The sequence below is a fragment of the Amycolatopsis ponsaeliensis genome, assembly GCF_030182635.1.
Classification (GTDB): domain Bacteria; phylum Actinomycetota; class Actinomycetes; order Mycobacteriales; family Pseudonocardiaceae; genus Amycolatopsis; species Amycolatopsis ponsaeliensis.
Genome location: NZ_JAPZLD010000015.1, coordinates 77,179 through 95,552, shown reverse-complemented (window position 1 = coordinate 95,552; position 18,374 = coordinate 77,179). Strand labels below are relative to the sequence as shown.

At 71.7% G+C, this 18,374-nt stretch carries 20 protein-coding genes; 10 read left to right on the top strand and 10 right to left on the bottom strand.

Features of this window, described 5'->3' with window-relative positions:
- Positions 1-38: 38 nt before the first annotated feature.
- Positions 39-296, top strand: a complete 258-nt coding sequence (locus QQ657_RS23020; protein WP_284744284.1) for a hypothetical protein — start codon at positions 39-41, stop codon at positions 294-296.
- A 9-nt stretch (positions 297-305) separates the two neighbouring features.
- On the opposite strand, the gene QQ657_RS23015 is transcribed toward QQ657_RS23020, so the two are convergent.
- Positions 306-983, bottom strand: a complete 678-nt coding sequence (locus tag QQ657_RS23015; protein WP_284744283.1) for an ArsR/SmtB family transcription factor — start codon at positions 981-983, stop codon at positions 306-308.
- A gap of 57 nt (positions 984-1,040) precedes the next feature.
- Between QQ657_RS23015 and QQ657_RS23010 the strand changes: the two genes are divergently transcribed.
- Complete coding sequence (locus tag QQ657_RS23010; protein WP_284744282.1) at positions 1,041-1,532, top strand: MaoC family dehydratase; 492 nt, start codon at positions 1,041-1,043, stop codon at positions 1,530-1,532.
- Here QQ657_RS23010 and QQ657_RS23005 read toward each other — a convergent pair.
- Both QQ657_RS23005 and QQ657_RS23000 read right to left on the bottom strand, forming a co-directional pair.
- Positions 1,471-2,703, bottom strand: a complete 1,233-nt coding sequence (locus tag QQ657_RS23005) for an MFS transporter (protein ID WP_284744281.1) — start codon at positions 2,701-2,703, stop codon at positions 1,471-1,473. The genes QQ657_RS23010 and QQ657_RS23005 overlap by 62 nt on opposite strands.
- Before the next feature lie 283 nt (positions 2,704-2,986).
- A complete protein-coding gene (locus tag QQ657_RS23000) occupies positions 2,987-3,511 on the bottom strand; it encodes a winged helix-turn-helix domain-containing protein (RefSeq protein ID WP_284744280.1) in 525 nt (174 codons plus the stop codon).
- Positions 3,512-3,613: 102 nt separating this feature from the next.
- Here QQ657_RS23000 and QQ657_RS22995 point away from each other — a divergent pair, with 102 nt between their 5' ends.
- Positions 3,614-4,558, top strand: coding sequence for an aldo/keto reductase (locus QQ657_RS22995; RefSeq protein ID WP_284744395.1), 945 nt, complete (start codon positions 3,614-3,616; stop codon positions 4,556-4,558).
- Here QQ657_RS22995 and pqqB read toward each other — a convergent pair.
- From pqqB to QQ657_RS22965, 6 genes are all read right to left on the bottom strand, one after another.
- Entirely contained in the window at positions 4,555-5,382 is an 828-nt protein-coding gene (gene pqqB / locus QQ657_RS22990) for a pyrroloquinoline quinone biosynthesis protein PqqB (protein ID WP_284744279.1), read from the bottom strand. The genes QQ657_RS22995 and pqqB overlap by 4 nt on opposite strands.
- Positions 5,379-6,443, bottom strand: a complete 1,065-nt coding sequence (gene pqqE / locus QQ657_RS22985; protein ID WP_284744278.1) for a pyrroloquinoline quinone biosynthesis protein PqqE — start codon at positions 6,441-6,443, stop codon at positions 5,379-5,381. Before pqqE ends, pqqB begins: the two co-directional genes overlap by 4 nt.
- The gene (gene pqqD / locus QQ657_RS22980; protein WP_284744277.1) at positions 6,434-6,700 is read right to left on the bottom strand and encodes a pyrroloquinoline quinone biosynthesis peptide chaperone PqqD; all 267 of its coding nucleotides are present in this window, start codon (positions 6,698-6,700) and stop codon (positions 6,434-6,436) included. The genes pqqE and pqqD overlap by 10 nt, the downstream gene beginning before the upstream one ends.
- A complete protein-coding gene (gene pqqC / locus QQ657_RS22975; RefSeq protein WP_284744276.1) occupies positions 6,697-7,380 on the bottom strand; it encodes a pyrroloquinoline-quinone synthase PqqC in 684 nt (227 codons plus the stop codon). The genes pqqD and pqqC overlap by 4 nt, the downstream gene beginning before the upstream one ends.
- 3 nt (positions 7,381-7,383) lie before the next feature.
- Positions 7,384-7,479: a pyrroloquinoline quinone precursor peptide PqqA gene (gene pqqA / locus QQ657_RS22970; RefSeq protein WP_284744275.1), complete on the bottom strand. Its 96-nt coding sequence runs from the start codon at positions 7,477-7,479 to the stop codon at positions 7,384-7,386.
- A 116-nt stretch (positions 7,480-7,595) separates the two neighbouring features.
- Complete coding sequence (locus QQ657_RS22965; RefSeq protein WP_284744274.1) at positions 7,596-8,960, bottom strand: WS/DGAT/MGAT family O-acyltransferase; 1,365 nt, start codon at positions 8,958-8,960, stop codon at positions 7,596-7,598.
- A gap of 80 nt (positions 8,961-9,040) precedes the next feature.
- On the opposite strand from QQ657_RS22965, the gene QQ657_RS22960 reads away from it, so the two are divergent.
- The 6 genes from QQ657_RS22960 to QQ657_RS22935 are packed head-to-tail and all read left to right on the top strand — an operon-like array spanning position 9,041 to position 17,088.
- The gene (locus QQ657_RS22960; protein WP_284744273.1) at positions 9,041-10,219 is read left to right on the top strand and encodes an NAD(P)/FAD-dependent oxidoreductase; all 1,179 of its coding nucleotides are present in this window, start codon (positions 9,041-9,043) and stop codon (positions 10,217-10,219) included.
- A gap of 44 nt (positions 10,220-10,263) precedes the next feature.
- On the top strand, positions 10,264-11,886 hold the full coding sequence (locus QQ657_RS22955) for a thiamine pyrophosphate-binding protein (protein WP_284744272.1): 1,623 nt from the start codon (positions 10,264-10,266) through the stop codon (positions 11,884-11,886).
- Positions 11,883-13,913 (top strand): hydantoinase/oxoprolinase family protein, encoded by a 2,031-nt coding sequence (locus QQ657_RS22950; RefSeq protein ID WP_284744271.1) that lies wholly within the window; start codon positions 11,883-11,885, stop codon positions 13,911-13,913. The genes QQ657_RS22955 and QQ657_RS22950 overlap by 4 nt, the downstream gene beginning before the upstream one ends.
- The gene (locus QQ657_RS22945) at positions 13,910-15,610 is read left to right on the top strand and encodes a hydantoinase B/oxoprolinase family protein (protein ID WP_284744270.1); all 1,701 of its coding nucleotides are present in this window, start codon (positions 13,910-13,912) and stop codon (positions 15,608-15,610) included. Before QQ657_RS22950 ends, QQ657_RS22945 begins: the two co-directional genes overlap by 4 nt.
- A gap of 1 nt (position 15,611) precedes the next feature.
- On the top strand, positions 15,612-16,397 hold the full coding sequence (locus QQ657_RS22940) for an SDR family NAD(P)-dependent oxidoreductase (protein WP_284744269.1): 786 nt from the start codon (positions 15,612-15,614) through the stop codon (positions 16,395-16,397).
- Between the two features lie 4 nt (positions 16,398-16,401).
- Entirely contained in the window at positions 16,402-17,088 is a 687-nt protein-coding gene (locus QQ657_RS22935; protein ID WP_284744268.1) for a GntR family transcriptional regulator, read from the top strand.
- Here the strand turns inward: QQ657_RS22935 and QQ657_RS22930 are convergent.
- Positions 17,069-17,308, bottom strand: a complete 240-nt coding sequence (locus QQ657_RS22930; protein WP_284744267.1) for a hypothetical protein — start codon at positions 17,306-17,308, stop codon at positions 17,069-17,071. The genes QQ657_RS22935 and QQ657_RS22930 overlap by 20 nt on opposite strands.
- A gap of 86 nt (positions 17,309-17,394) precedes the next feature.
- Between QQ657_RS22930 and QQ657_RS22925 the strand changes: the two genes are divergently transcribed.
- Positions 17,395-18,372: an ArsR/SmtB family transcription factor gene (locus QQ657_RS22925; protein WP_284744266.1), complete on the top strand. Its 978-nt coding sequence runs from the start codon at positions 17,395-17,397 to the stop codon at positions 18,370-18,372.
- Positions 18,373-18,374 lie beyond the last annotated feature (2 nt).

Genomic DNA, 18,374 nt, shown 5'->3' with positions numbered 1-18,374 from the left:
CGGGCCGGGGCGGGGAAAGCTGTGCCACTGTCGGCCGGGTGAACGCTGAAGGCTGGCGGTACGAGCGCGCCATTCCGACCGTGGACGTCGCAGGACAGCCGACCCGGGTGGTGGTGGGCCTGATCGAGCAGGGTGACCGCCTGACCGCGGCGCTCCGGGTAGACGACGGCAAGGCGGCCTTGGTCCCCCTGGAAATCGGCGGCGAGCTGCTGAAGGCGTTGAGGGAGACGCTGGAGAGCTGGTGGCGCCTCGACGGCCACCGCGACCTGACCCCGGAGCCCCGAGCGGGCCGCTGACACGCGCGGTCAGCCGATGCCGCATTCGGCGAGCTTTCGCCGCCCTGCTTCCGTCACCCGCAACGCGCGTCCGCCCGGGCGGCGGCGTACCCACCCTTCGCCGAGCAACGCCGTCAGCAACGCGGTCCCCAGGACTCCCGCGAGGTGAGCGGTGCCGTGCGACCAGTCGAGGCACGCGCGTACCGCCGGCCCGGTCCCGCGCAGCTCGGTGATTCCGAGCGCTGCCAGCAGCGGATGGTCGAGGGTGCGCACCACGCCGGTCTCGCCGGGAGCCAGCTCGTCGACCACCCCGTCTTTCCGCAGCAGCACGGCCAGGTCGATCCCCAGCTGTCCGGCCAGGTGCCCATAACACGCCCGGGCCAGCAGCAAGGGCCCCGACGGCGGATCGGGCTGGAGCCGTGCCGGCAGCCGAGGTGGCGCGAGCGCCGCCAGCGCCTCCACCAGTTGGGCCACCTCCGGTCCCGCGAGGCGGTGCAGGCGTTGGCGGCCCGCGTCGGTCACGACCACCAAGCCCGCGTCGCACAGGCGGCGCAGGTGAGTGCTCGCCGTGGAGGGCGCGACCCCGGCGACCGTTGCCAAGGCCCGGGCGGAGTGCGCGTCGCCGTCCATCAGCTGCAGGAGCATCGCCGCTCGGGCCGGTTCGCCGATCGCCTGGGCGACTGCGGCGATGTCGGGCTCGGCGACCATGCCGGCAGCCTAATCCTTCGCTCCGGATCGAAGGATTTCTGTGGCACCCTGCGCCCCATGACCAGTGATCGCTACTTCGAGGACTACGTGAGGGGCACGACCTACGACTGCGGCAGCGTCGAGGTGACCGAGGCCGACATCCTCGACTTCGCTCGCCGCTACGACCCGCAGAGCTTTCACGTCGACGCCGCCGCCGCGGCGGACGGGCCCTTCGGCGGGCTGATCGCCAGCGGCTGGCACACCGCGAGCCTGATGATGCGGCTCTATGCCGACCACTACCTGTCCACTGTGTCCAGTCTGGGCAGTCCGGGCGTCGACGAGTTGCGGTGGCCGCGGCCGGTGCGGCCGGGTTCGGTGCTGCGGTTGCGGGCCACTGTCACCGAGGCCCGGCTCTCGCGCTCGAAGCCGGACCGGGGGCTGGTGCGCACGCACGTCGAGTTCGTCGATGCTGAAGACGACGTCGTCTTCAGCGCGAGCCTGCTGAACCTCATCCTGGTGCGCCCGGGCTGGCCGGCGCGTGGCGGACGAGCCCGCGCACCTGCGGGTTGAGCAGCACGATCGCCGTCGCGCCGACGATCAGGGCCGCGCCGCCGAAGAGTGTCGCCGAACGGCCGGCGTGCTCGGCCAGCGGACCGGCGGCGATCTGGCCGAGCGGCATCGCGATGAACGAGCCGAGCATGTCGTAGGAGTAGACGCGGGCGAGCTTCTCTGGCGGCACGTTCTCCTGCAGCGAGACGTCCCACGCGACCCCGAACTGCTCGATCGCGACGCCCGCGAGGAACATCGCGAGCAGCAGCGGAAGCAGGTACGGCGTCTGACCGAGCGCGAGCATCGGCAGCGCGTCGACCACGACCAGCGCGACGCCCACCAGCAGCATCCGCCGGGGCTGCCACCGCGCGGCGACGAAGCCGCCGAGCAGCGCTCCGGCGGTTTGCACCGCCAGCGCGAGGCCCCAGCCGGTGCGGCCGAACGTGTCGTCGGCGACCAGCGGGCCGATCACCCGGAGCGCGCCCGCGTTCACCGCGTTGACGATCATGAACTGCAGTACCACCAGCCACACCCACGACCGGGTGCGGAACTCCCGCCAGCCTTCCGCGAGCTCGCTGAGGGGGCGGCTGCCGGGGATCCGCTCGCCGCGCGGGAGGCGGATCCGGCGGTAGGAAAGCGCGGCGGCGAGGAACAGGACGGTGTTCCCGGCGAGCGCCCACCCGGATCCGGCGAACGCGACGAGGATCCCGGCGAGCCCGGCGCCGGCGATGCGGCCGGCGTTGGACAGCAGCCGGGCCAGCGCGTTCGCCTGGGCGAGCAGCGACGAGGACACGGTCAACGGCGTGAGCGACGCGGCCGCGGGCAGCGAGATCGCCGAGACGGCGCCGTTGATCAGGCTGAGCCCGACCAGCAACGGGATGGAAGCGAACCCGCAGAGGACGCTCGCGGCGATGGCGGCCTGCGTGAGCGCGGCGGCGGTTTCGGTGCCCTGCAGGATCACCGACCGCGGCAATCGGTCGGCGAGCATCCCGCCGAACAGGATGAGCAGCACGTTGGCGATCGACCGCGCCCCGACGACGATCCCGAGATCCACGGCCGACCCGGTCAGGTCGACGACGGCGAAGGCCAGCGCGAAGGGCGCGACGGCGTTGGCGAAGTCGGCGAAGGTCCGCCCGGTGACGAGGGCGCGGAAGCGAGGTTCGCGAAGCGGGGCGAGGAGTGGGGAGGTCATGGGAGCGGCTCCGGAGGGACGGTGCGGGAGAACGAGCGGACGCGATGGCGGCGCTGGGATGCGGATCGGTGGCCGGGCTCGCGTGGTGAGGGGAGTCGGTGGGTCGGGGCAACGACGGTGCCGAGTTCGCCCGTTGGCGACGTCGGCGTGGCGGCGGAGCGGAACTTGCGTGGTGAGGGGAGTCGGCGGCTCGGCGCAACGGCGGTACCGAGTTCGCCCTCTGGCACGGTCAGCGCGGCAGTGAAGCCGAACTTGCGCGGCAACCCGTCTCCCGGCAGCACACTCACCGAGCTTCCTCAGAACCCGCGTCCGCGAGTTCGAACAGCGCCACACTCGCGCTGACCCGGACCGTCCCCGGGGATCGCGGGGGCTGGGCCGCCGCGTGGAGGTCCTGGCTCAGCTCCGATGCCCGCTCCAGCAGCCGGGCCCAGATCTCGGGGTCCACCCACAGCTCCGCGTCCGTCAGCGACGCTCGGCGGCCGGGGGCGCGGGAACCTGCTCGCCGCAGCAGCTCGCCCGCGACCGCTTTCGTCAGCAGCTGCTGCTCCGCCGGGTTGCGGGTCGTCAAGCGGCGGCCCGACTCCGGGTCGTGGCGGTACCTCTTCGCGCGGCCGCCGCGGATGGTGACCTCCTCCGCGACGTCCAGGAGGCCCGCCTCGTGCAGGCGGCGCAGGTGGTAGCTGATGTTCGCCTGCGTTTCGCCCAGCTCGCGCGCCGCCTCGGCCGCGCTCATCGCCGCTCCCGTCAGCAGCGACAGGATCCGCATGCGCAGCGGGTGCGCCAATACGCGCAGGTTGTCGTGGGGCATGGCGCCAGTCTGGCACGACCGTCAAAGAGTTATTTGGGGGTCTCGTTGGCCGGGAAGATCACCCCAGTGGTCCGATGTCTGTGTTGTGCTGGACGCATGCGTATGACGATCTTGGGCCGCAGTGGCCTGGAAGTGTCGAAGATCGCCTTCGGCACCTGGCAGCTCGGCGGCGACTGGGGTGCGTTCGACGAGGACACCGCCATCGCGGCCATCCACCAAGCCCGCGACCTCGGCGTGAACTTCTTCGACACTGCGCAGGCGTACGGCCGCGGCCGGTCCGAAGTGCTGCTCGGTCGCGCGCTGCGCACGCAATCGGACATCGTCGTCGCGACCAAGGGCGGCATCAACCCGCGCGCCGAGCGGCCGCGCGACTCCCGGCGCGCGTGGCTGACCCAGGGCCTCGACCAGAGCTTGCGCAACCTCCAGCGCGACCACATCGACCTCTACCAGGTGCACTGGCCCGACCCGGACACTCCGGCCGCGGACGTCGCCGGGCTGCTGCGGGAGTTCGTCGACGCCGGCAAGGTCCGGCACGTCGGCGTCTCGAACTACAACGCCGAACAGCTGGCGGACCTCGGCGTGGCGGAGACGCTGCAGCCGCCCTACCACCTGTTCCGCCGCGGTATCGAGACCGACCCGCTGCCCTACGCCCGCGAGCACGGCCTCGGCGTCTTCGTCTACAGCCCGCTCGGCAGCGGCCTGCTCACCGGCGCGCTCACCCCGGACACGACGTTCGAACCCACCGACTGGCGCTCGAAGTCGAGCGCCTTCCAGGGTGACAACCTGCGCCGCAACCTCAAGATCGTCGACGAGCTCGAGGCGTTCGCCGCGCGGCGCGGTCTCCAGGTCGGGCAGCTCGCCATCGCCTGGACGCTCGCGCGGCCCGGGGTGCACGCCGCCATCGTCGGCGCGCGGCAGCCGAAGCACATCGAGGCGAGCATCGCCGCCGCGGACGTCGAGCTGACATCCGATGACTTGGCCGAAATCGACCGGATCGCCGCCGACGCCGTCCAGGTCGCCGGTGCCGCTCCGGAGGGGATCGCCTAGAGCGAAAACTCGGTGCCGTCGGCCGGGAGCAGCGCGCCGGCGGACAGCACGGCAGCGTGTTCTGCCGACGCCGGGTCCAGTACCGGGTTCGTGTTGTTGAGGTGCGTGAACGCCCAGCGCCCGGGCCGCCCGGCGATCCGGGCCAGGCTCGCGGTGATCGGCAGGTGCCCCATCGCGAGCTGGTCCGGTCCGCCGACGCCGGCCATCTCGTCCGGTGCGTGGAACGTTCCGTCCAGCAGCACCAGCGAAGCACCCTCCACGAACGAATCGAACCCGTCGGGCCAGCTCTTCAGGCACGGCGCGTACACCAGCACGCCGCCGGTCCGCAGATCCGTGACGCGGTAGGCGACGACCCACGGACCCTCCCCGCCGGGCGGGGCGTACTTCGGTTTCTTGTCGCTCACCGGCAGCACGTCGACCCGCAGTCCGGGCAGGTCCACGAAGGATGTCCAGCCGCCGTAGCCGTCGATGATCGCGCGCAACGGCGACAGCGCGTCCAGCACCGCGTCCGGCGCGAACACCGGGAGCCCGCGGGTCTCGCGCAGCATCAGCAGGCCCAGTGTGTGGTCGAGTTCGGCGTCGGTCAGCAGCACTCCGCGCAACGGGATCTCGCGCGGGCCCGGCCCCGCGCGCAACGGCGGAGTGGCGAGGATCTGGGCCCGGATGTCCGGCGAACAGTTGAGCAGGTACCAGCCGGCGCCGTCCGCGCTGATCGCGACGCAGTCCTGGGTGCGCGGGGGCAGCCCGGCCGTGCACAAGCGGCACGCGCAGTTCCACTGCGGACACCCGCCGCCCGCCGCGGTGCCGAGCAGGATCACCTTCACCGGCGCATCACCAGATCCGACTCCGGAGGCCGGGCCAATACGAGATCCACGACCTCGCGCTGCGGCGACCGCGAGCACACCGGGTCAGTCGCTGCGGCGTCGCCGGTGAGCAGGAACGCCTGGCAGCGGCAGCCGCCGAAGTCGACGCCGCGACGGTCGCACGTCCGGCACGGCTCGCTCATCCAGTCCTCGCCGCGATAGGCGTTGAACGACGAGGAGTCGTACCAGATCTCGGCGAGCGGGGTGTCGCGGACGTTGGACAGCGAGAGCGTCGAAATCGCCGACGCCGCCGGGCACGGCAGCACGGTCCCGTCCGGTGCCACCGTCAGCTGCCGCGCGCCCCAGCCGTACATGCACGGCTTGGGATACGGCTCGTAGTAGTCGGCGACGACGTAGATGATCTCCATCGTGCCGCGCAGTCGCGACACGGCCGCGCGCACCACCGGCTCGGCCGCGGCGAGCTGTGCCGGAGTCGGCATCAACGCCTCCCGGTTGCGCAGCGCCCAGCCGTAGTACTGCGTGTTCGCCAGCTCCAGCCGGTCCGCGCCCATCCGCTCGGCCAGTTCGATGATGCCGGCCAGCTGGTCGTGGTTGCGCCGGTGCAGCACCACGTTCAGGGACAACGGCAGCCCGGACGCCTTCACCAGCGCCGCCGCGGCGAGCTTGTGGTCGAACGCCCGCGCGCCGGCCAGCAGGTCCGAACGCTCCCGCGTCGCGCCCTGCGCCGACAGCTGGACGTGTGCGAGCCCGCGCGACACCAGGTCGTCGAGCCGCGCGGACGTCAAGCCGAGCCCGGACGTGACGAGGTTGACGTAGCACCCGAGCGAGCTCGCGTGCTCGACCAATGCGGACAAGTCGGGCCGGGCCAGCGGTTCGCCGCCGGACATGTGCACCTGCAGGACACCCAGCTCACGGGCTTGCGAGAGCACGGAGATCCAGTCCTCCGTGGACAGTTCGGCATCTCGTGAGACCAGCGAAACCGGGTTCGAGCAATAAGGACAGTGCAGCGGGCAGCGGTGGGTCAACTCGGCCAGCAGCCCGAGCGGCGGAGTCACGTCCATGCGACGACCCGCCGTTCGCCCAGCCGGGCCAGCACGTCGAGGACGTCCTGCTCCCGGACACCGGTGAAGCGCTTTCCCAGCACCGCGGTGATGGCGGTGACGGTCCGTGCGCCGTCGCAGAGTTCGAGCACCGCGGCCGCGGTGGCGTTGGGGACGAGCACGCCTTCGGGGAAAAGCAGGACGTGCGTCTCCCGGACGTGGTCGAACGACAGCCGCACGCCTCGACGCAGCTCGGGAACGGAGTCGACGGCGATCATGCGCGCTCGATCGCGTCGAGCATCGACCAGAGGACGTCGCACTTGAACGACAGCGCGGCGATCGCGCGGTCCTGCTGCTCGCGCGTGACGCAGTGGCGGACCACGATGTCGAGCGTGTCCTTGCCCTCGCCGGAGACCTTGTCGATGCGGTTGGTGAAGTAGTCGAGGTCCGCCCGCGCGATCCACGGGTAGTGGGCGAGCATGTCGGCGACGCGCTGCTGCATCAGGTGCCCGGCGAACATCTCGGTGAGCCCGGAAGCGACGGCCTCCCACCACGGTTTTGTCCGCGCGAACGTCACGTAGGCGTCGACGGCGAACCGGACGCCGGGAGCGACGTGCCGTTCGTCGAGAACTTCGTCGCGCTCGAAACCGACCGCTTCGCAGAGCCGCAGCCACCGCTCGATGCCGCCGGCGCCGGCGTGCGGGCCGTCGTGGTAGACGATCCGGTCGAGCCACTGGCGCCGGATCTCCGGCAGCGGGCAGTTGCTGATGATCGCCGCGTCCTTCTGCGGCAGCTGACACTGGTAGTACCAGCGGTTGGCCGCCCAGATCCGCAGCCCGCGCTCGTCGAGCTCGCCCGCGTGCAGCCGGCGATGGAACGGGTGCGTGCCCCAATAGCGGTCCGAAAGACCGCGCAGGGCCCCGATGAATGCGCTTTCCGCGAGCGGCTCGACGGGCATCGGTCAGTCCGCCATGCGGGCCGCGTAGGCGGTCACCTCCATGGGAGTTTCGTACTCGACGAAGTCGGGGGTCGTCCACACCTCAAGGGATTCGGTCATTTCCTGCTCCTCTCCCGGGACTGGTCGTCGCCACCGTAGGAGCGGGACGAGCACGGTGGCCAGAGCAGTTCGGAAAGTTTCCTTCCGATGGCGCAGTGGGGTGCCGATCAGTGGGGCTACTTGACCGCCGCTTCCAGTTCCACCAGCGCCGTGTCCAAGTGGGTGAGGATCCGCTGCAGGTGCGGCACGCTGCGGCGGCAGCCGGTGACGCCGAAGTCGAGGTTGTCGCCGTTGCTGGTCAGCGTGATGTTCACGGCCTGGCCGTCGAGCAGCACCGACGCCGGGTAGATGCCGTCGAGCTGCGCGCCGTTCCAGTACATCTGCTTGCGCGGCCCGGGCACGTTCGAGATGACCAGGTTGAACGGCGGCCGTGTGTTGTTCACGATGCCCGGGATCGGTGAGATGCCCAGCTGTGCGACGTTAACGGCCGATAACAACAGCGTCTGCAAGGGCGTCAGCTCCGAGAACAGCCGCTTGCCGTTGCGCATCGACTGGTGGATCGTGAGGAGCCGCTTGCCCGCGTCCGGCAGGTCGGTGGCGAGGTTGCACAGCAGCGCGCCGATGTTGTTGCCCGCGGCCTCGCCCGGGTCGTTCTGACGACGCAGTGACACGGGCACCATCGCGACCAGTGGCGCGTCCGGGAGCGCGCGCTGCTCGATGAGGTAGTCCCGCAGCGCGCCCGAGCACATCGCGAGCACGACGTCGTTGCGCGACACCCCGGCCGCGGTGGCCACCTTGCGCACCCGGTCGAGCGACCACGACTGCGCCGCGAACCGCCGCGCGCCGCCGATCGGCACGTTGAACATCGTCCGCGGCGCCTGCCCCGGCAGGGTCACCGTGTGTTCGCCGAACGCTTCGCGCGCCACCTTGATCGCGGCCGGCGCCAGCCCCGCTAGCTGGTTGGCGGTCTTGCCCGCGGTCTCCAGGAACGAGCGGGGGCGCTTGGCGGGCTTTTCGCCGGGCTTGCGCCGGCTGCCCCACCAGGGCGGGCAGTCGAGGTCCGCGGGGTCGTCCGACAGCGTGCCCTGCAGCTGGCGCAGCGCCGAGACGCCGTCCATCAGCGCGTGGTGGACCTTCGTGTAGACGGCGAACCGGCCGTCCGCCAGCCCCTCGATGAGGTGCGTCTCCCAGAGCGGCCGGTGCCGGTCGAGCAGGGTGCTGTGCCAGCGGGACGTCAGTTCCAGCAGCTCGCGGATGCGGCCCGGCTGCGGCAGCGCCGAGTGCCGGAAGTGGTAGTCGAGCTCGAGATCGGTCTCGGCGCGCCAGGCCACGTGCCCCATGGTGTTCACGGGGCGGGCCGGGCGGCGGCGGAACACCGAGCGCATGTTGTCCGATTCGAGCAGCGAACGGCGGACGTCGCGCAGGTAGTCCGGCCCGGCGCCGTCGGGCTTCTTGAACAGCTGCAGACCGCCCACGTGCATCGGATGCTCGCGCGTTTCGACCAGGAGGAACATCGAGTCGGTCACGGGCATCATCGCCATGGGACATCACCTTCCGCACTCGGCACGCCGACTCTACGCGCTCGGCAGCCGACGGTGGATCACGTTCTACATTGGCGAGTATGACCGTCCGCGGGCCTGAGGAAACGTCCTTGCCACCGATGGCCGAGTGTGTCGTGATCGGCGGCGGTGTGATCGGTGTGAGCTGCGCGTTCCGCTTGGCGGAAGCCGGTGTCGACGTCCTGCTGCTGGAGCGCGACGGCCTCGGCGAGGGCTCGACGGCGAAGGCCGCGGGCGGCATCCGGTCGTCGTTCACCAGCCGCGTGAACGTCGAGCTGGGACTGCGCGGGCTCGCCGCGTACAGCGCTTTCTCTCGCGACTTCGGAGTCGAGATCGACTTCCGCCGCGACGGCTACCTCTACTTGCTCACCGACCCGGCGGACGTGCGTGCAATCGGACATTGCTCGGAGCTGCAGCGCGAGTACGGCGTCCTCAGCCACCTGCTGGAACCCGCGGAGGCGAAGGGTGTCCTCCCGCTGCTCGAGACCGACGGGATCGTCGCCGCACTGTGGTCGCCGGACGACGCGAAGGCGACGCCGGACGCCGTCGTCCAGGGCTACGCGCGTGCGGCCCGCGCGTGCGGCGCGAAGCTGCGGACCGGTGTCGAGGTCGTCGGCATCGAGCGCGACGGCGACGTGTTAACCGGCGTTAACACGACGGCGGGGTTCGTGCGGACCGGCGCGGTCGTGTGCGCGGCCGGCGCGTGGTCGGGGCGGATCGGCGAGCTGGCCGGCCTCGACCTCCCGGTCCGCCCGTTCCGGCGCCAGGTCGTGTTCACCGGGCCGGTGCCCGGGCTGCCGGACGCGGTGCCGCTGACCATCGAGATGCCCTCGGCGTTCTACTTCCACCGCGAGGGCCCGGGCCTGGCCATGTCGTTCTGCGAGGACGACGGCTTCCCGGGCTTCGGCACGCAGTACGAAGCGGGCGACTGGCTGCCGCGGCTGGCCGAGCTGGCGGGCCGCCGGATCCCGGCCGTGCTCGACGCCGGGATCCGCACCGCCTGGGCCGGGTTGTACGAAGTGACGCCCGACCGCAACCAGATCGTGGGGGAAAGCGTCCTGCTGTCGCGGTTCTTCTACGCGACCGGCTTCTCCGGGCACGGGTTCCAGATGGGCCCGGCGATCGGCGAGCTGATCCGGGACCTCTACCTGGGCCTGCCGACGGCCGTGGACATCGCGGAGCTCGACGTCCGGCGCTTCGAAAGCGCCGATACCGCACCGGTCGAGCGCAACATCGTCTAGGGGTTGATTGCCAGATCGTTCAACGATCTGGCAGTATCCGCGCCGTGGCTGTGAGTGGTGCTCGGGAGTTGGTGGACGCGCTCGAAGGGCTGGGGACGGAGATCGTTTTCGGCCTCCCGGGGGTGCACAACCTGCCGTTGTGGGAGGCGCTCGCCGAGACCCGCATCAAGCTCGTCGGGGTCCGCCACGAACAGACCGCGGGCTACGCGGCCGACGGCTACGCGCGCGCGACCGGCAAGCTCGGCGTCGCCCTCGTCACCACCGGCCCGGGTGCGGCCAACACCCTCGGCGCCGTCGGCGAAGCGATGGCGTCCGCGGCTCCGGTGCTGGTCATCGCCACCGACATCCCCTCGACGCTGCGGCGCCCCGGCGTCGTCCGCGGCGTGCTGCACGAGACGTCCGACCAGCAAGCGATGTTCGCGCCGATCACCAAGGGCGGCTTCACCGTGCGGGCCGCCGACCAGATCGGCACCACCGTGCACCGCGCGGCGCGGCTCGCGCTGCAGCCGCAGAGCGGCCCGGTCTACCTCGGCGTGCCCACCGACTACCTGCGCGAGACCGTGCCGCACCGGCGCCCGCCCGCGCCGCACCGCAAGCCCGACGGCGACGTGCCCGACCTCGCGCGCGCCGAGGCGCTGCTATCCGACGCGGAGCACCCGCTGATCTGGGCCGGCGGCGGCGCGCTGCGGTCCGGGGCGGGGGACGCCATCGGCGCGCTCGCCGAGAAGATCGCCGCGCCGGTCATCACCACGTTCGGCGCCCGCGGCCTGCTCCCGCTCGACCACCCGTGCCTCGCCCCGAACCCGGTGCACACGCCGGAGGTCGGCGAGCTGTGGGACGAGGCCGACGTCGTGCTCGCCATCGGCACCGACTTCGACGGCCTGATGACGCAGAACTGGCGGATGCCGAAGCCGCGCAAGCTGGTCGCGATCAACGTCGACGCCGACGACGCCGCCAAGAACTACCCGCCGGACCTGACGCTGGTCGGCGACGCGCGTGCGATCGTCGAGCGGCTGCTGCCCAAGGAACGGCCGGGCCTGGACGACATCACGCTCCGGCTGGCCGGCATCGGCCGCCGGGTGCGCCAGCGCATCCGCGACGAAGAGCCGCAGGCCTACGACTTGCTGTCCACTCTGGACGAAGTGCTGCCGTCGGACGCGGTGATCGTGTCCGACATGTGCGTCGCCGGCTACTGGGTCGGCGGCTTCCACCGGGTGAGGGCGCCGCGCAAGCTCGCCTACCCGATGGGCTGGGGCACCCTCGGCTACGGCTTCCCGGCGTCGCTCGGCGCCGCCGCGGCGGGCGTCGGACGCGCCATCTGCATCACCGGTGACGGCGGTTTCCTCTACGCCTGCGGTGATCTCGCGACGCTCGCGCAGGAGCAGCTGCCGGTCACGGTCGTCCTGGTCGACGACGGCGGCTACGGGATGCTGCGCTACGACCAGGAACGCGAAGGCCTCCCGCGCCGCGGAGTCGACTGGGACAGCCCGGACTTCGTCGGCCTCGCGCGGTCCTTCGGTGTGCACGCGGACCGCGTGTCCGGCTTCGGGCGCGCGTTCCGGCGGCTGCTCGGCGAGTTCGTCGAGTCGGACGAGCCGAACGTCCTGGTCGTGAAGGCCAAGTTGAAGCCGCCGCTGAACACTTCGCCGCGGTGGTACCGCACATGAGGATCGGCGTCGACATCGGTGGCACGTTCACCGACCTCTGCGCGGTGGACGAGACCGGGATCGTCGCGGTCGGCAAGGTCCTGACCACGCACGACGAGCCGGCGCGCGCGGTCGAGGAGGGCCTCGACGCGCTCCTCGCGGACGCGGGTATCGCGGCGACGGACGTCGAGCAGGTCGTGCACGGGACGACGCTGGTGACGAACGCGCTGATCGAGCGCAAGGGCTCGCGCACGGCGTTGCTCGCGACTGCGGGCTTCCGGGACGTCCTGGAGATGCGCCGCGAACACCGGTACGAGCTGTACGACCTGCACATCGAGCTGCCCGCACCGCTGGTCCCGCGGCACCTGCGCTTCGACGTCCCGGAACGGATCCTCGCCGACGGATCCGTCCACATCGGACTCGACGAGGAGTACGTCGCGCGGCTCGGAAGGGAGCTGGCGTCGCGGGGCATCGAGGCGGTCGCGGTCTGCTTCCTGCACGCCTTCACCAACCCTGCGCACGAGCGGCGCGTGGCCGAGATCCTGGCCGAGGTGGCGCCCGGGCTGCGGGTCGCGCTGTCCTCGGACGTCGTCCCCGAGATCCGCGAGTTCGAACGGACGTCGACGACGGTCGCGAACGTCTACGTCCAGGACCTGACCGAGCGTTACCTGCGCGACCTCGAACACCGGTTGCGGTGGCTCGGGATTCCCGGGGCGCCGCACATCATGCTGTCCAACGGCGGACTGGCCACTGTGGACACCGCGGCCCGGAACCCCATCCGGATCCTCGAGTCCGGCCCGGCCGGCGGAGCGCTGGCCGCCGCGTCGATCGGCCCCGCGGACCTGCTGGCCTTCGACATGGGCGGCACGACGGCGAAGCTGTGCCTGATCGCCGGCGGCGCGCCGCTCGTCACCCATCAGTTCGAAGTGGACCGCAAGTACCGGCTCCTGCCCGGATCCGGGCTGCCGGTGCAGGTGCCGGTCATTGACATGATCGAGATCGGCGTCGGCGGCGGCTCGATCGCCCGGATCGACGCGCTCGGCCTGCTGACCGTCGGGCCCGACTCGGCGGGCTCCGAGCCCGGCCCGGCCTGCTACGGCCGCGGCGGCACCGAACCCACGGTGACCGACGCCGACCTGGTCCTCGGCTACCTCGACCCGGCGTACTTCCTCGGCGGCGGCATGAAACTCGACGCCGCGGCGGCGCGCGAAGCGATCGGCCGCATCGCCAGGCCGCTCGGTGTGAGCGTCGAAGAGGCCGCGTGGGGCATCCACACGAGCGTCAACGAGGACATGGCGAACGCCGCCCGCGTGCACGCCGTCGAGCGCGGCCAGGATCCGGCGAAGCTGCCGATGTACACGTTCGGCGGCGCGGGCCCGGTGCACGGCGTCGGGGTCGCCCGCGCGCTCGGGGCGCCGTCGGTCGTCGCGCCGCCTGCGGCCGGCGTGCTCAGCGCGGCCGGGTTCCTCACCGCGCCGCTGGCGTTCGACTTCGTCCGGTCGGCGCGCGCGGCCGTGCACGATCTCGCGTGGGAACAGGTCGACGCGCTGTTCGCCGAGATGGAAGCCGAGGGCACGGCACTGCTCGCGAAGTCCGGAGTGGACGAAGTGACCCATCGGCGGATCGCCGAGATGCGCTACGCCGGGCAGGGCTACGAGATCCGTGTCCCCGTCCACGGCGGCAGCTGGCCGGACACGCTGATCGACGAGTTCACCGCCACCTACCGCGCGCTGTACCGGCGCACCGGTCCCGAGGTCGGCGTCGAGGTGCTGAACTGGCGGGTCGTCTCCAGCGGTCCCGCGCCGGACGTCACGCTGCGGCTGAATGCGCAGGTCACCGATGGTGATGCGCGCAAGGGCGCGCGCCCGGCCTACTTCCCGCCGGCCGGTGGATTTGTCGACACGACCGTGTTCGACCGGTATCTCCTGACGCCGGGTGAGCGCGTCGACGGACCGGCCATCGTGGAGGAACGCGAGTCCACAGTGGTCGTCCCACCCGGTGCCCACTGCGTCGTCCGAGGTGACGCGGCACTGGAGGTGACGGTATGACCGTCGACCCCATCCTCGTCGGGCTGTTCGGCAACCGGCTGCACTCCATCCTCGCCGAGCAGCAGAACGCGCTGGTCAACACGGCTTTCTCCGCCGTGGTCCGCGAATCGCTCGACCTGGCCTGCGCGGTGTTCGACTCGCGCGGCGAGATGATCGGCCAGTCCGTCGGCGGCACGCCCGGGCACATCAACGCGATGGCCACCGGCATGCACCACTTCGTCGCCGCCTATCCGCCGGAGACGCTCGAACCCGGGGATGTGCTGCTCACCAACGACCCGTGGCAGACCGCCGGGCAGATCAACGACATCACCGTCGCGACACCGGTGTTCCGGCGCGGCCGGCTCGTCGCGTGGTTCGCGTCCTGCTGCCACGCGCCGGACATCGGCGGCCGGCTCGTCTCCGCCGAAGCCCACGAGGTCTTCGAGGAGGGCCTTCGGCTGCCGATCCTCAAGTTCCTCCGTGCGGGCGAGGTCAACACCGATCTGGAACGGCTGATCCGCGCCAACGTGCGGACGCCGGAGGAGACCATCGGCGACCTGTACGCGCAGGTCACCGGCAACGAGGTCGGCGCGGCGAGCCTGCTGAAGCTGCTGGACGAGTTCGGGCTCGACACCCTCGACGACGTCGCCGCCGAGATCATGAACCGCTCCGAGAAGGCCCTGCGCGACGCGCTGCGGGAGCTGCCGGACGGCGTCTACACCAACGAGATCGGCACCGACGGCTTCGACGACGAAGAGATCGTCCTGCGCGTGACGGCCACTGTGGACGGTGACGAGATCCACCTCGACTTCGCGGGGTCGTCGCCGCAGAGCCGTCGCGGGATCAACGTCGTGCTGAACTACACGCGGGCGTACGCGTCGTTCGCGGTCAAGGCGGCGATCTCGCCGGAGGTCCCGCACAACGCCGGGTCGTTCCGCCCAGTGCACGTCACCGCGCCGGAAGGTTCGGTGCTGAACTGCCTGCCGCCCGCGCCGGTCGCGTCCCGGCACCTGATCGGGCATTTCCTTCCGTCGCTGCTGATCGGCGCCCTGCCCGGCGCCGCGATCGCGCCGAGTGCCGACGCATTGTGGATGACGATCTGGCGCGGCCCCGGGTTCATGCTCAACGTCTTCCAGACCGGGGGCATGGGCGCGCGGGTGGACAAGGACGGGCTGAACACCACCGGCTTCCCCAGCGGCCTGCGTTCGACGCCGACCGAGGTCATCGAGACGATGGCGCCGCTCGTCCAGCGTTCGCGTGAGTTGCGAGTGGACTCGGGCGGGGCCGGACGGTGGCGCGGCGGCCTCGGCCAGGTGACGACGATGATCGCGCGCGACCAGGAGTCCTGGAGTGTCAACGGGAACGTCGACCGCGTGCGCGCCGCGGCGTCCGGTGTGGACGGCGGCCGATCCGGCGCGGCCGGTCGCTTCGGGCTCCACGAAGGCGAAGACCTGCCCGCGAAGAGCCGGGTGCCGCTGGCCGGTGAGTCCGTTGTGGACGTCACACTGCCCGGCGGCGGTGGCTACGGGCTGCCGTTCGCGAGGCCGCCGGCGGCGGTGCTCGACGACGTCGTCGAGGGGTACGTCTCGGTGGCGGCGGCGCGTGCGGTGTACGGCGTCGAAGTGCGCTACCTCGGTGAACCGGACGCGCTCGTCCGGCTGCCCGAGGACTACGAGGTGGACGACGAGCAGACAGCTCGGTTGAGGGCAGGGGAGTGACATGAGTCGGTTGGCCGGCAAGGTGGCGGTCGTCTTCGGCGGCGCGCGGGGCATCGGCCTCGCCACGGTGAAGGAGTTCCTCGCCGAGGGTGCGACGGTGTTCGCCTCCGACATCCGCGAGCCCGCGGAACAGATCGACGGCTACCGGCACTCCATAGTGGACGCCACCGACGAGGACGCCGTCGGGGCGTTCGTCGACGGCGTGCTCGCCGAAGCAGGCCGCATCGACGTGCTGGTCAACAACGTCGGCATCCACCTCGGCAAGCCCCTCGCGGACACGACGCTCGCCGAGTTCGACAACATCTTCGCGCTCAACGTGCGGGCCGCCTTCCTCGGCACCCGCGCGGTGCTGCCGCACATGATCGAGCGGAAAGCCGGCAGCATCATCACGACGTCGTCGAACGGCGGCGTGATGGGCCGCCCCGGCGACCCGGTGTACAACGCCACCAAGCACGCGCTGGTCGGGCTGACGAAGTCGATCGCCGTCGCCCACGCGCACCAGGGCATCCGCGCGAACACGGTGAACCCGGGCGCGATCGACACCGACATGCTGCGCAGCACGCTCAACTCGCCGGAGGAGTTCGAAACCAAGCAGCACCAGCTCGTCGCGAGCACGCCCGCGGCGCGCGTCGGCGAGGCGTGGGAGGTCGCGAAGGCCGTGGTGTTCCTGGCCAGCGACGAGTCGCGGTTCATCAACGGCGTCGTGCTGCCGATCGACGGCGCGAAGGCCGCGGGCGCCATGCCGGGCAACCGCTACAGCCTCGACTTCGAACTAGGCGTCAGGTAGCGCCGTGTCCGTCGATCCCTCGGGGCTGGAGAGCGAGCGGCACCTGCTCGAGCGCAGCGGCACGGCCGAACGGGTCGCCGCGATCCTGCGGCAGTACATCACCGACGGCGTCTTCGCCCCCGGTGAACGGCTGTCCGAGCCGGTGATCAGCTCGGCACTCGGCGTCTCGCGCAACACGCTGCGCGAGTCGTTCCAGTTGCTGGCCCACGAGCGGCTGGCGGTGCACGAGCTCAACCGCGGCGTGTTCGTGCGCGAACTGACCATCGAGGACATCGAGGACCTCTACGTCGTCCGCCGCGCCACCGAATGCGGTGCCCTGCGGCGGGCGGCCGAACGGTCCACTGTGGACCTGGCCCCGGTCGAACAGGCGCTGCGGGACGGCCGCGCGGCGGCCGCGGCCGAGGACTGGCCGGCGGTCGGCACCGCCAGCATCCACTTCCACCAGGCGCTGGCCGACCTGGCCGGCAGCGAGCGCATCTCCGCGACGATGCGCCAGGTGCTCGCCGAGACGCGGTTGTTCTTCGTCCTCAACGAGAACACGCGCGAGTTCTACGAGCCGTTCCTGGACTGCCACGCGCGGATCCTGCGCGACCTGCGGTCAGGCCGGTTCGGCGTCGCCGAGGCCGCGTTGGACCGCTACCTCCGCGACGCCGAAGCCCGGCTGCTGTCGCTCAGTAACCCCGCGACGTAGGGGACAGCACGGTCGGGAACACGACCGTGACCGTGTACGGCCGCAGGAAGGTGGTGGCCCGGTACGTCCCGTCGGGGCCGGGCGACCAGCTGTGCCAGGCGATGGTGCGGATGACGGACAACTCGGCGTACGCGGGGGCGGGCTGGGCCGCGGCGGGCGGTGCCGAGGCGAGGAGCACGGCGGCCACGGCGGCCAGGGTGGTCGCGCGTCCTGGAAGCACGGCACCAGTCAACCCCGCGGCAGCCGCCGGCCGGAAAGGATTCGAGCCGGTTCAAATCGACCACGGCTGCTGTTACCGTCGGTCGGGTGTTCACGCTGCGCGTCGACGCGGAGACAGTGGCCAGGACCCGGTTTTCGCCGTCGCTCGCGGCCGAGTCCCTGGCCTGGCTGAAGCTCGCCGCCGGCCCGGCGCGCCACCCCGTGTTCGGGGATCCCGGCCCGCTCGCCCGGGCGTCCCTCACCCACCCGGACGTCGCCCTGCTGCTGGACCTGCTGCCGCGCACCGGCGAGGTCTACACCCCCGACCTGCTCACCCCGCAGCCCGGCACGGCCACCCGGCACCGCGACCTGCTCGACGAGCAGATCGCGCGGATCGAGGCGACCCCGCAGGACGATCTCGAGGAGCAGGTGCTCTCCCACACGCAGGCCCACTGGGGCCGGCCGGTGCCGGTCAAGGCCCGCCGGGTCGCCGAGTCGGGGGCGATGCCGGCGCGCCTGGCCAACGGGCTCGCCCGGTTCTGGCGCGAAGCCCTGGCCGAGGACTGGGCCGGGCTGCAGCAGGTCCTCGACCGGGACATCACCCACCGCGCGCGGACCATCGCCGGCCACGGCGTCGGCGCGGTGCTGGGGACCCTGCACCCCGCCATCGGCTGGGCGGGCGACGCGATCACCCTCGCCAAGTCGTTCGACGGCGAGGTCGACGTCGCCGGCCGGGAGCTGGTCCTCGCCCCCGGCGTGCTCAGCTGGCCCGGCACCAGCATCCAGGTCGACGTGCCCGGCCAGGTCGTGCTCGGCTACCCCGCGCACGGGATCGGCACGGGCGGGACGCCTGAGCCGGGCCGGATCGCGCCGGTGGTCGGGGCCGCCCGGGCGGCCCTGCTGACGGACCTCGAAGCCGCGCGGTCGACGGCCGAGCTCGCCACCCGCACCGGGTACGCCGCGGGCACCGTCTCCTACCACCTCGCCGCCCTGCACCGCGCGGGTCTCGTCAGCAAGGTCCGGGACGGCCGCTACGTGCTGTACCGGCGGACCCCGCAGGCCGTCGTCCTCCTGGAAGGTGCCTGAGC

Coding starts and splice junctions, on each gene's coding strand:
- QQ657_RS23015 (WP_284744283.1), bottom strand. CDS start 983: ATGGTCGCCGAGCCCGACATCGCCGCAGTCGCCCAGGCGATCGGCGAA.
- QQ657_RS23010 (WP_284744282.1), top strand. CDS start 1,041: ATGACCAGTGATCGCTACTTCGAGGACTACGTGAGGGGCACGACCTAC.
- QQ657_RS23005 (WP_284744281.1), bottom strand. CDS start 2,703: ATGACCTCCCCACTCCTCGCCCCGCTTCGCGAACCTCGCTTCCGCGCC.
- QQ657_RS23000 (WP_284744280.1), bottom strand. CDS start 3,511: ATGCCCCACGACAACCTGCGCGTATTGGCGCACCCGCTGCGCATGCGG.
- QQ657_RS22995 (WP_284744395.1), top strand. CDS start 3,614: ATGACGATCTTGGGCCGCAGTGGCCTGGAAGTGTCGAAGATCGCCTTC.
- pqqE (WP_284744278.1), bottom strand. CDS start 6,443: ATGGACGTGACTCCGCCGCTCGGGCTGCTGGCCGAGTTGACCCACCGC.
- pqqD (WP_284744277.1), bottom strand. CDS start 6,700: ATGATCGCCGTCGACTCCGTTCCCGAGCTGCGTCGAGGCGTGCGGCTG.
- pqqC (WP_284744276.1), bottom strand. CDS start 7,380: ATGCCCGTCGAGCCGCTCGCGGAAAGCGCATTCATCGGGGCCCTGCGC.
- pqqA (WP_284744275.1), bottom strand. CDS start 7,479: ATGACCGAATCCCTTGAGGTGTGGACGACCCCCGACTTCGTCGAGTAC.
- QQ657_RS22965 (WP_284744274.1), bottom strand. CDS start 8,960: ATGGCGATGATGCCCGTGACCGACTCGATGTTCCTCCTGGTCGAAACG.
- QQ657_RS22960 (WP_284744273.1), top strand. CDS start 9,041: ATGACCGTCCGCGGGCCTGAGGAAACGTCCTTGCCACCGATGGCCGAG.
- QQ657_RS22950 (WP_284744271.1), top strand. CDS start 11,883: ATGAGGATCGGCGTCGACATCGGTGGCACGTTCACCGACCTCTGCGCG.
- QQ657_RS22945 (WP_284744270.1), top strand. CDS start 13,910: ATGACCGTCGACCCCATCCTCGTCGGGCTGTTCGGCAACCGGCTGCAC.
- QQ657_RS22940 (WP_284744269.1), top strand. CDS start 15,612: ATGAGTCGGTTGGCCGGCAAGGTGGCGGTCGTCTTCGGCGGCGCGCGG.